Origin of the sequence: Streptomyces sp. ID05-39B, assembly GCF_033794725.1 — a bacterium.
Taxonomy (GTDB): Bacteria; Actinomycetota; Actinomycetes; order Streptomycetales; family Streptomycetaceae; genus Streptomyces; species Streptomyces bobili.
This window is the reverse complement of record NZ_JARGEF010000283.1, coordinates 1-9,610: the sequence shown is the minus strand read 5'-3', so window position 1 is coordinate 9,610 and position 9,610 is coordinate 1. Positions and strand designations below refer to the sequence as shown.

The following is a 9,610-nucleotide window of genomic DNA, read 5'->3' as shown; positions in this document are numbered from 1 at the left end:
CGGCTCACCCTCCCCCACCAGTTCCGTCGCCATCCGCGGGCGGGGGCGGAGCTGGAGGTGGCGTTCCGGGAGGGAGTGCCGGTGTTCCGGTTCGCCCGGGGCGGGGACGAGGGCGATCCCGATCGGCGTCGGCTGTCCAAGGCGGGCGGCGGCGCTGCGTAACCCCCGATACCTGTGGCGGGCGGCGGTGCGGCGCCCCCCGAGACGGCTGGCACGCTGCCGCCGATCCCGCCCAGCCCGGGCAATTGGCAGATCCGGGCCGGCGGCACGCCGTGGAACCGGTGGATCGACGGCCTGTATCTGCCAGTCGGGGTGCCCCGTGGGGGATCGCCAAGAGTGTCCGTGCGGGGATTGAGCGGACGCGTGTGCGGAAGGGGGCGGTGTTCAATGGCGGGATGTCCGAACTCCTGGAGCCGTTCGCCGGTCCGCCCGCCCCCCTGCTCGACGGCTACGGCCTCCGGTTGCGGGCCTGGGACCCCGACTCCGCCGACGATGTCGACGCGTGGCTGCGCGGGCACCTCGATCCCGAGTTCCTGCGCTGGAACACCCCGCTGCGGGACATCACGGACTCCGCCGCAGCTCGGGAGTCGCTGCGCGGCAAGGTGGCGGCCATGGAGGCCGGGACCGGGGTGACCTTCTGCGTCACGGACGCGGAGGACGGGACGGTCCTCGGGCAGGTCGGCCTGAACGTCGTCGACCGCGTGCAGAGCTCCGCCAACGTCGGCTACTGGGTGCTGCCCGAGGCGCGCGGCCAAGGCGTGGCCGCCCGGTCCCTGCGGCTGGCCACGGTCTGGTTCTTCGCCCACGTCGGGCTCCACCGGCTGGAGTTGGGCCACGGCATCGGCCACGAGGCGTCCTGCCGGATCGCCGAGCGTTGCGGGTTCCGTTACGAGGGCACCCTGCGCGGCGCGATGTGGGAGGCCGGTCGCCGGGACGCCTGGCGGGACGTCCACTGCCACGCCCGCCTCGCGACGGACCCCGACCCGGCCTGGCGGGGCTGACCTCGTGGGCTCCGCGATCCACGTGCCCTACAGCAGGTGGTCGGCTCTTCCTGCCTTGATCTCCAGGATGAGGGTGCGGAGGGCTTCGCGGGTGTCGGTGAGGGGGGTGTCCTCTTGTCCGGCGATGGCGATGTAGGCGTTGCCGGTGGTGTCGGTGCCTATGCGGAAGCAGTTGTTGCCTTCGGCGCAGTAGGGATCTTCCCAGGTGATGTCGCTGGTCATGGCCATTCCTCAGAGGTCTCGGGCGATGTCGAGGACGAGGTCGCGTGACGCCGTCGGTGACAGTGCGGCGTCCTCCATCCAGTTCAGGTGCGCACGGTACTTCGTGAGCTGGGCCTCCGAGCCGAGGAACTCTGGTCCGTGCGCCGAATCAAGTTGCACCGTGTCGAGTTGAGGTACGGGGCCGTCCGCGTACAACAGTGCATGCCCGGCTCCGGGAAAGCCACTGATGCTCATGGGAATCACACGTACCTCGATGGTGTCCCGCTCGGACTGGTCCGCAAGGTGGTGCAGTTGTGCGAGCGTGACCTTGGTGCCTCCGTACGGCATGCGCAGTGCGGCTTCGTGGACGTAGGCGCTGTAGGGCAGAGGGCCCGGTCGCTCGAAAACTTGTCTTCGGGCCATGCGGTTGGCGACGCGTAGTTCCACTTCGAGTCGGCTCATCGGGGGAAGCCCGGCCGAAAACACGGCTCGGGCGTAGTCCTCCGTCTGTAGCAGGCCGGGCACGTGCATGACCTGTGCGGTCCGCACTCGCGCGGCATGCCACTCCAACTCCGCGATGTCCAGGAGCCCTGCGGGCAGGGTGCCACGGTACTGCTCCCACCAGCCGCGTTCTCTACTGTCGGCCATGTCGACGAGCGCGCCGACGTACGCCTCGTCCGAGCAGACGTAGTTGCACGCGAGCGTGTGGATCCGCTCGGCGGAGAAGGAGCGGATGCCCGACTCCATGTTGGAAAGCCGCGTGCGGTTGATGCCGAGGAGTCCGGCGGCGTACTCCGTGGTGGCCCCCGCTGCTACCCGCATCTTTCGCAACTCCGCACCCAGGCGCTTCTGTCGCTCGGTCGGCGTGCTTCTCGTGGTCATGCTGCCCCTTCGCGCTGTGGACGCCCCAAGTCTGTCCAGGGAACCTCACTCAAGTCCATCCACGTTGGAGGTAATTACCCCCAACTGGCTGGACACTGTTACCAGTCGATCTCTACAGTCAGTCATGGCTCGACTACAGAGCCGTCACAGAACCCCCGGAAGCGCATCACACGTGTCCGCCCGCGTTCTCCTCCCCTGGGAGGGGTGGGCCCGTGTCAGGGAGACAGGCCACCGGGTTTTCAACCTCGCCTTCACGCAAGGGAGTTGCCATGAACCTGGACACGGTGTCCTGCCAGTCGCCGACCACCGCCCCCGCCACCGGCCCTTTCCTCCGGGCGGCCCCGGAGGACCTCGCCTACAGCCTCACGCTCCCCGCCGCGCCGCGAAGTCCCGGCGTCGCCCGAGCCGTCACACGTACGGTGCTCCCCGCGCACGGCCTCGCCGAGGCGACCGACGCGGTCGTACAGGTGGTCGGCGAACTGACCGCCTGTGCCTGCCGGTTCTCCACCACGGAGGTGTACGTGTCGCTGCGCTACCGGGACAGCGCCCTGCGCGTCACGGTCTACGACGGCCACGCCCGGCATGCCAACGTCCACCTCGGCGCGGCCTGCGACCTGTACCGCCGGGTCTCCCTCCGCGTACTGGACCGGGTGGTCCGGGCCTGCCGCGGCGAGTGGGGCATCGGCGGCGACCGCGAGTCGGGCGTGGGCACCCGCATGTGGGCGGTGGTGCCGCACGCGGGGGCGAGCGGGTATCTCTCCGGCGACCGCACGTATGAGTGACGGCGGTCGCGAACGGGCTGCCGTGTGTGTCGTGGGAGTTCCTCCGTTTGCGGAGTGACCGAACCCTACCTCGCCACCGCATCGGCCACCCCACCCCATCCCGCCCCCGCTCCGACACGTCGCAAGCGGTACTTCCAGGGGTGAGGAAGCGTCGGCGCGCTGGAGGATGGTCACCCGCGACGGGCTGGTCACGTCAACCGCTAGACCCTGCGCCCGAACCCCACCGGCAGCAGCTCGGTGGTGACGAAGGCGACCACTGCCGCCAGGATCACCAGGGGCACCGTGTCCGCGCTGCCCAGCAGCAGGGCGACGAGCACCACGCTGCTCACGGGGAGCCGCAGGGTGGCCGCCGTGGCCGCCGCCATGCCGGCCGCCATGCCGGGTACGACGCCGAGGCCCGGCAGCGGGGCGAGGAGTACGCCGGTGGCGGCGCCCAGGAAGAGGGCGGGGAAGACGGGACCGCCGCGCAGGCTGCCGAGGCACAGGGCGTAGGCGACGCCCTTGAACGCCAGGACGGCCAGCAGGGCGCCGACACCCCAGGCGTGCGGGTCGGCGGCCAGTTCGCCCAGCGTGGCCTGTCCGGACGAGGCCACCTCGACCGGTGAGCGGTCGGTGATCAGCGCGTACAGGGCCGCGCAGGCCCCGGCGGTCAGCGCGCAGGCGACGGTCCGTACGCGCACGCTCCGCTCGGTGAACGCCGCCACCCGTTGTCCCTCGGTCAGCACCAGGTGCATCACGACGGCGACGGCCGCCGCCAGGAGCAGGGTCCACAGCACGTCTCCGACGTCCAGACGCGGGGGCGCCTGCGGCAGTCGGAGGCGGAGGGAGCCCGTCTCCAGGCCGGTCCAGCGGCCGAAGCCGGTGAAGACCAGGGCTCCCACGCCGCTGGACAGCAGGGCGGGCAGCATGACGGCGAACAGGCGGGGTCCGCCCACGCCCGCGACCTCGATGAGGAGCACCGCGGCGACGAGCGGACTGCCGAAGATCGCCGCGATGGCCGCCGCGGCGCCGGCCGCACCCAGCAGCGCGTTGCTCTGTACGGTCGCGGGTGCTCGCGCGAGGTTGCGGAACAACAGGGCCAGGCCACCGCCCAGGGCGATCAGCGGGGCCTCCGGGCCGAGGACGGCGCCGAACGGCAGGCTCGCCACGGCCGTGAGGACCACGCCCGGGAGGGCCGTCGGCGAGGCGTCTCCCGTGTGCAGGCCTGCGGCCGGGATGTTGCCGCCCCGGCCGGGCAGGTGCGCGGCGACCAGGCCGACGACCAGGCCGGCGATGAGGAAGAGGGGCAGGGGCCACCACCACGGGGGGTCGTCCCACCCCAAGCCGTGCGGGACGTCCGTCCACATGAGGTGTTCCAGCTCGTGCAGGCCGACGAGGAACCAGAACGCGGCGAGCGACACCGGAATGCCGATCAGGGCGCAGAAGACGAGTGCTGTGAGATAGCCGGGAGCCCGCAGTATGTCCTGCAGACGGTCCGCCTCTTCGGGCTGCTGTCCGGGCTGCTTTCCCTCGGCGGAAGGACCGGACCGGGCGCTCGGTTCCGTCATCGGGATTCTCCCCTTTATCTCTCTCCGCTCCCCGCCGTTTCCCTGTGCCGACTTTCTCGCGGATAGGGGAGGTGCGCCAACGCTCGTTGCACATGCCGGTTCACCGGTGCGGCTGTATGAATGAGGTAGCGCATCCTTGATCGGAGGGAACCGTGGACGACTACCCGCTCCTCAACCTTTTCTGGACGATGCTGTGGCTGTTCCTGTGGGTCATGTGGTTCTTCCTGCTGTTCAAGGTCATCACGGACATCTTCCGTGACCACACGCTCAGCGGCTGGGCCAAGGCTGGATGGCTCGTCTTCACGCTCGTCCTGCCTTACCTCGGAGTCCTCGTGTATCTCGGCGTCCGCGGCAGGAGCATGGCGGAAAGGGATGTGCAGCAGGCCAGGGAGCAGGAGCGGGCCGTCCGTCAGTACATCCAGAAGACGGCGGGCACCGGGAGCGGTTCGGTGGACGAGTTGCACAAGCTTTCCACCCTCCGGGACAAGGGCGACCTCTCCCAGGAGGAATTCGAGAAGGCCAAGACCAAGCTGCTGGCCTAGGTGCTGCCGGCGCAGGAATTCCCGTGACGGAGTGAAACCCCATGGCTCAGACCGGCGCAGACCACAAGGCACACACGCCGTTCCTTTCCCGTCCCGGCGTCCGTCGCCTCGTACCGTTCGTACTGATCAGCGCGATCGCCCTGGTCTTCATCTTCGAGAACCGCAAGAGCGTCGAGATCCGCCTGCTCGTTCCCCTCGTGACCATGCCGATGTGGGGTGCCCTTCTGATCGCCTGGGCCCTCGGCATGCTCGCCTGCGCCTTGAGCCTGCGCCGCCGGTCGAAGCGCCACTCACGACGACCGGACGGCCGGAAGGATCTCAGGAAGTGATCCCCGCTCCCGTCCCGTACCTCCGCGTCTCCGTGTCTCAGGGCCAGAGCAGCCCTCGCGACCAGCCCCCCTCCCCCCGCCGGTAGGCCACCCGTACGTGCCGGCGCCGGGCGTCCCCCTGGAAGAACTCCACCTCGTCCGGGCGGAGTCGGTACAGCGTCCAGGTCGGCGACTCGGCGGCGGGGTTCGAGCCGGCCTCTTCCCAGGCGGCGGACGACGCCGTCGCCAGGGTCTCCAGTGAGGGCAGGCTCTCGCTCTGGTGGCCGGTGAGGGCGGCCGCCAGCGCTCCCGTCGACCGGGCGTGCAGGTCGGCGCGTGCTTCGGTCGCGGGGGCGATCGACACCGGGCCGCGGAGACGGACCTGGCGGCCCAGTGCGGGCCAGTAGAAGGTGAGGGCCGCGAAGGGGCGGGCGTCGAGCTGGCGGCCCTTGCGGCTGGTCGCGTGGGTCGCGAAGGACCAGCCGTGCTCGTCGGCGCCGTGGAGCATGACGATCCGCGCGTCCGGGAGGCCGTCCTCGTCCGCCGTCGACAGGGTCATGGTGTGCGGCTCGCGTTCGCCCGCCGCGACCACCTCCGCGAACCAGGACGTGAACAGTGCCAGCGGCTCGGCGGGGGCCGCCGCCGGGTCGAAGGGCGGCAGCTCGGTCACCTCCGGGTCCCACACCCGCAGCGACCTCAGCAGCTCGTGAAGATCCGTTCCCATGGTCCGAGTATCGGTCAGGGCAGCGCCCGGTACGCGGCCGGAGGGTCCTCCAGCTCGGGCCGCTCCACCACGTACCGGTCCCCGTGGATCGCCGGCATCGCCCAGTGCCACGCCTCGTCGTGGAAGACCAGCCCCCGGTACGGCTTCCCGGCCGGCTCGTACGGGTAGCTCGCCAGCGCCGCCGCCCGGGAATCGGCGGGACCGAGACCGCCGTACCGCCGCAGGACCCACGCATACCGACGTCGCTCACTCACAAGACACTCGACGTACTCGGCCTCGCTCCACGTCATGCCGTGACCCTAGGACCTGCCCAGCACCACCGTCCCCGACGAGCAGAACCACCCGCCCGTCCCCGAGGCCACGCCCAGCCGGGGCAGGTCTCCGTCGCGGCGTCGTACCTGGCGGGTGCCCGCCTCGCCGCGCAGTTGCCGTACCGCCTCCACCAGGAGGAACAGGCCGCGCATACCGGGGTGCTGGGCGGAGAGGCCGCCGCCGTCCGTGTTGACGGGGAGGTCGCCGCCCTCGACGCGGAGGCGGCCCTTCTCGACGTACGCCCCGCCCTCGCCCTTGGCGCAGAAGCCGAGGTCCTCCAGCGTCACCAGGGTCATGTAGGTGAACGCGTCGTAGATCTGCGCGAAGTCCATCTCGGCCGGGGTCACTCCCGCGCGTGCGAAGGCGAGCCTGCCGCTGACCGCCGCCGGGGTGACGGTGAAGTCGTCCCACTCGGTCATGCTCGCGTGGGACACGTGCTCGCCGGTGCCCAGGATCCACACCGGGTCGGTACGGCAGTCGCGGACGTACTCCTCGGCCGCCAGCAGGACCGCCGCGCCGCCGTCGGAGCGGACGCAGCAGTGCAGTTTCGTGAAGGGGTCCGCGATCACCGGTCCGGACAGGACCTCGTCGACCGTCAGCGGCGTGCGGAACATCGCCTCCGGGTTCAGGGCGGCGTTGGCCCGCGCCTGGACCGCGACCTCCGCCAACTGCTCGATGGTCGTGCCGTGTTCGATCATGTGACGGCGGGCCGCCATCGCGTACTTGGCGATCAGGGTGTGGCCGTAGGGCACCTCGAACTGGAGCGGGCCGCGCCCGCCGAACGCGTAGGTGCCGGTGCGCCGGCCTGCCCGCACGTCCGCGCGGGCCGTCGAGCCGTACGCCAGCAGCACCGCGTCGGCGTGACCCGCGCCGATCGCGTCCGCCGCGTGCGCCGCCATCACCTCCCAGGTCGAGCCGCCGACCGAGGTCGAGTCGACCCAGGTGGGGCGCAGGCCGAGGTAGTCGGCCACCTCGACCGGTGCGAGCGTGCCGAGTCCGGCCGAGGCGAAGCCGTCGATCCGCGAGCGGTCGAGACCCGCGTCCGCGAGGGCGCGGCGGGCCGCCTGGGCGTGCAGCGCGTACGGCGTGGCGTCGTCCACCCGTCCGCAGTCGGACAGTGCCACCCCGACCACGGCCACCTTCCGCTTCCCCACCGTCATGAATCTGACGGTACATCAGAAAGGGAGGTGCACGGCAGGTGTCGGATGTCTGGGAATCCCGGCCGCACGCACCTAATATGACGCGCCGTCAGATATCGAGGGGAGTTCCGTCCATGGACCCCAGCTTCACCGCCGAACAGGACGAGATCCGCCGCACGCTGCGGGAACTGCTCCACAAGCGCTCCGGCCCGCACGAACTGCGCGCCGCCCTCGACACCCCCGCCGGACACGACCCCGCCCTGTGGGCCGCCCTCGCCGGCCACCTCGGCCTGCCGGGCCTCGCCCTCCCGGAGGCGTACGGCGGTGTCGGCTGCCCCGTCGCCGACCTCGCCCTCGCCTGCGAGGAGACCGGACGGACCCTCGCCCCCTCCCCGCTCCTCGCCACCTCCGTCCTCGCCGCGCCCCTGATCCTGGCCCTCGGCACCGACGCCCAGCGCACCGCCCTCCTTCCGCGGATCGCCGCCGGCACCCTCACCGCCACCCTCGCCGTCCCCGCCCTCGCCACCGCCCTCGCGCTGACCTGCGTGAACGACGGCGACTGGGCCGGTGGCGGCCGGGCCGGAGGCGTCCAGGCCCGACGTGTCGCGGGCACCTGGCGGCTGTACGGCGAGGCCACCCAGGTCCTCGACGGGCACAGCGCCGGCCTGCTGCTCGTCGCCGCCCACACCGGCGGGTACGTCCGCTCCCGCACCCTCCTCTTCCTCGTACCGCGAGGCAGCGCCGGCCTCGTCCGCGTACGGCAGACCGCGCTGGACGCCACCCGGCCGCAGGGGCACGTGCAACTACGCGATGTCGAAGCCGAGTTGCTGGGCAGCGGTGACGAGGGGGGCGTCCCCGAGGTCCTCGCACTGCTCGGCGACCGGGCCGCCGCCGTCCTCGCCTGCGAAGCCGTCGGCGCCGCCGACCGCGCGCTGGAGCGCACCGTGGAGTACGTCGGGCAGCGCGAGCAGTTCGGGCGGGTGATCGGCTCCTTCCAGGCCGTGCAGCACCGGCTCGCCGACGTCTACGTCCAGCTCCAGGCGGCCCGCTCCGCCGCCTACTACGCCGCCTGGGCGACCCGCCGGGACGAACGCGTCGGCGGGCTCGCCCTCGCCCAGGCGCTGGAGGCCCTGCGCACGGCCGCCGGAGAGGCGATCCAGCTCCACGGCGGCATCGGTTTCACCTGGGAACACGAGGCCCACCTGTACTTCAAGCGCGCCGCCGGCGACGAGCTGCTGTTCGGGCCCGCGCACCGGCTGCGCGCCCACGCGGCCGAGCGGGCCCGTCTCTTCACCCTCAAGGAGGTGACGGTGTGACCCGCTTCCGCAGCAGCCGGCCGAAACCGTCCTCCCACCCCGGCGTCCGCCTCGTCCAGAAGGTCTCCTCCACCCCGGCCTTCGCCAAGGTCGCCCCGCACCTCATCCCCGCCCTGGACCGGGCCGTCCACCGCCTCACCCGGGGAAGAGTACTGCTCAGCGCCCAGTTGCTGCCGGGGCTCGTGCTCACCGCAACCGGGGCGCGCAGCGGGCAGCCCCGGCGTACGCCGCTGGCCTGCATGCCCGAGGAGGACGGCGGCTGGATCCTGATCGGCTCGAACTTCGGGCGCTCGGGCCATCCCGCGTGGACCGCCAACCTGCTCGCCCGCCCGGACGCCGAGGTCAGCTGGAAGGGCACGGACATCCCGGTGACGGCCCGGCTGCTCACGGGGCAGGAGCGGGCGGCCGTCTGGAAGGCGGCGCTGGCGTTCTGGCCGCCGTACGCGACGTATCAGGCGCGGGTGGAGCGGGAGATCCGCCTCTTCCGGCTCAGCCGCCGAGAGCCAGCCGCTGGACCAGCAGAAACGCCCCGATCCCCAGCATCGCCGCCCCCGACGTCCGGGTGACCGCGCGGGCCGCCGCCGGGCGGGCGCCCAGCAGCCTGCGGGCCAGGACGCCCACCGTCGCGTAGACGGCGGCGCAGCACGCCATGTGCAGCAGGCCGAGGCCAGCGGTCTGCGCCGGGACCGGCAGACGCGCGTCGCGGGTGACAAGGAACTGGGGCAGGACGGAGAGGTAGAGCAGCAGACCCTTGGGGTTCAGGCCGCTGATCGTGGCGCCCCGCAGGAAGACCCGCCACCGGTCCCGCTCCACCGCCTCCCCCGCCTCGCGCAACCCCGGCCGGGGACAACCGCTC

At 71.9% G+C, this 9,610-nt stretch carries 13 protein-coding genes; 6 read left to right on the top strand and 7 right to left on the bottom strand.

What is annotated here, in order from left to right:
• Positions 1 to 395 precede the first annotated feature (395 nt).
• Entirely contained in the window at positions 396 to 1,001 is a 606-nt protein-coding gene (locus P1P75_RS36090) for a GNAT family protein (protein ID WP_319263448.1), read from the top strand.
• 27 nt (positions 1,002 to 1,028) lie between these two features.
• Here P1P75_RS36090 and P1P75_RS36085 read toward each other — a convergent pair whose 3' ends face one another.
• On the bottom strand, positions 1,029 to 1,223 hold the full coding sequence (locus P1P75_RS36085) for a hypothetical protein (RefSeq protein WP_319263447.1): 195 nt from the start codon (positions 1,221 to 1,223) through the stop codon (positions 1,029 to 1,031).
• A 9-nt stretch (positions 1,224 to 1,232) separates the two neighbouring features.
• Positions 1,233 to 2,084, bottom strand: a complete 852-nt coding sequence (locus P1P75_RS36080; protein ID WP_319263445.1) for a helix-turn-helix transcriptional regulator — start codon at positions 2,082 to 2,084, stop codon at positions 1,233 to 1,235.
• Between the two features lie 269 nt (positions 2,085 to 2,353).
• On the opposite strand from P1P75_RS36080, the gene P1P75_RS36075 reads away from it, so the two are divergent.
• The gene (locus P1P75_RS36075) at positions 2,354 to 2,866 is read left to right on the top strand and encodes an ATP-binding protein (RefSeq protein WP_319263443.1); all 513 of its coding nucleotides are present in this window, start codon (positions 2,354 to 2,356) and stop codon (positions 2,864 to 2,866) included.
• A 200-nt stretch (positions 2,867 to 3,066) separates the two neighbouring features.
• On the opposite strand, the gene P1P75_RS36070 is transcribed toward P1P75_RS36075, so the two are convergent.
• Positions 3,067 to 4,413 carry a chloride channel protein gene (locus P1P75_RS36070; protein WP_319263441.1) on the bottom strand — a complete coding sequence of 449 codons (1,347 nt, stop codon included), beginning with the start codon at positions 4,411 to 4,413 and terminating at the stop codon, positions 3,067 to 3,069.
• A 152-nt stretch (positions 4,414 to 4,565) separates the two neighbouring features.
• Between P1P75_RS36070 and P1P75_RS36065 the strand changes: the two genes are divergently transcribed.
• Together P1P75_RS36065 and P1P75_RS36060 are read left to right on the top strand one after the other, a co-directional pair.
• Entirely contained in the window at positions 4,566 to 4,955 is a 390-nt protein-coding gene (locus tag P1P75_RS36065; protein WP_319263439.1) for an SHOCT domain-containing protein, read from the top strand.
• 41 nt (positions 4,956 to 4,996) lie between these two features.
• Complete coding sequence (locus tag P1P75_RS36060) at positions 4,997 to 5,284, top strand: hypothetical protein (RefSeq protein WP_319263438.1); 288 nt, start codon at positions 4,997 to 4,999, stop codon at positions 5,282 to 5,284.
• 37 nt (positions 5,285 to 5,321) lie between these two features.
• On the opposite strand, the gene P1P75_RS36055 is transcribed toward P1P75_RS36060, so the two are convergent.
• The 3 genes from P1P75_RS36055 to P1P75_RS36045 are packed head-to-tail and all read right to left on the bottom strand — an operon-like array spanning position 5,322 to position 7,459.
• Positions 5,322 to 5,987 (bottom strand): pyridoxal 5'-phosphate synthase, encoded by a 666-nt coding sequence (locus P1P75_RS36055; protein WP_319263436.1) that lies wholly within the window; start codon positions 5,985 to 5,987, stop codon positions 5,322 to 5,324.
• A 14-nt stretch (positions 5,988 to 6,001) separates the two neighbouring features.
• Positions 6,002 to 6,277, bottom strand: coding sequence for a hypothetical protein (locus tag P1P75_RS36050; protein WP_319263435.1), 276 nt, complete (start codon positions 6,275 to 6,277; stop codon positions 6,002 to 6,004).
• Positions 6,278 to 6,286: 9 nt separating this feature from the next.
• Positions 6,287 to 7,459 carry an acetyl-CoA acetyltransferase gene (locus P1P75_RS36045; RefSeq protein WP_319263433.1) on the bottom strand — a complete coding sequence of 391 codons (1,173 nt, stop codon included), beginning with the start codon at positions 7,457 to 7,459 and terminating at the stop codon, positions 6,287 to 6,289.
• 113 nt (positions 7,460 to 7,572) lie between these two features.
• Between P1P75_RS36045 and P1P75_RS36040 the strand changes: the two genes are divergently transcribed.
• Both P1P75_RS36040 and P1P75_RS36035 read left to right on the top strand, forming a co-directional pair.
• Positions 7,573 to 8,754 (top strand): acyl-CoA dehydrogenase family protein, encoded by a 1,182-nt coding sequence (locus P1P75_RS36040; RefSeq protein ID WP_319263431.1) that lies wholly within the window; start codon positions 7,573 to 7,575, stop codon positions 8,752 to 8,754.
• Positions 8,751 to 9,320 carry a nitroreductase family deazaflavin-dependent oxidoreductase gene (locus tag P1P75_RS36035; RefSeq protein WP_319263430.1) on the top strand — a complete coding sequence of 190 codons (570 nt, stop codon included), beginning with the start codon at positions 8,751 to 8,753 and terminating at the stop codon, positions 9,318 to 9,320. Before P1P75_RS36040 ends, P1P75_RS36035 begins: the two co-directional genes overlap by 4 nt.
• On the opposite strand, the gene P1P75_RS36030 is transcribed toward P1P75_RS36035, so the two are convergent.
• Positions 9,244 to 9,610, bottom strand: a 367-nt coding sequence (locus P1P75_RS36030; RefSeq protein WP_319263429.1) for a LysE family transporter, incomplete at its 5' end; no start/stop codon positions are given. The genes P1P75_RS36035 and P1P75_RS36030 overlap by 77 nt on opposite strands.

Bases quoted from the DNA above. Each gene is read 5' to 3' on its own strand.
- P1P75_RS36085 (WP_319263447.1), bottom strand. From the start codon at position 1,223: ATGACCAGCGACATCACCTGGGAAGATCCCTACTGCGCCGAAGGCAAC.
- P1P75_RS36080 (WP_319263445.1), bottom strand. From the start codon at position 2,084: ATGACCACGAGAAGCACGCCGACCGAGCGACAGAAGCGCCTGGGTGCG.
- P1P75_RS36040 (WP_319263431.1), top strand. From the start codon at position 7,573: ATGGACCCCAGCTTCACCGCCGAACAGGACGAGATCCGCCGCACGCTG.
- P1P75_RS36045 (WP_319263433.1), bottom strand. From the start codon at position 7,459: ATGACGGTGGGGAAGCGGAAGGTGGCCGTGGTCGGGGTGGCACTGTCC.
- P1P75_RS36075 (WP_319263443.1), top strand. From the start codon at position 2,354: ATGAACCTGGACACGGTGTCCTGCCAGTCGCCGACCACCGCCCCCGCC.
- P1P75_RS36090 (WP_319263448.1), top strand. From the start codon at position 396: ATGTCCGAACTCCTGGAGCCGTTCGCCGGTCCGCCCGCCCCCCTGCTC.
- P1P75_RS36055 (WP_319263436.1), bottom strand. From the start codon at position 5,987: ATGGGAACGGATCTTCACGAGCTGCTGAGGTCGCTGCGGGTGTGGGAC.
- P1P75_RS36060 (WP_319263438.1), top strand. From the start codon at position 4,997: ATGGCTCAGACCGGCGCAGACCACAAGGCACACACGCCGTTCCTTTCC.
- P1P75_RS36050 (WP_319263435.1), bottom strand. From the start codon at position 6,277: ATGACGTGGAGCGAGGCCGAGTACGTCGAGTGTCTTGTGAGTGAGCGA.
- P1P75_RS36070 (WP_319263441.1), bottom strand. From the start codon at position 4,413: ATGACGGAACCGAGCGCCCGGTCCGGTCCTTCCGCCGAGGGAAAGCAG.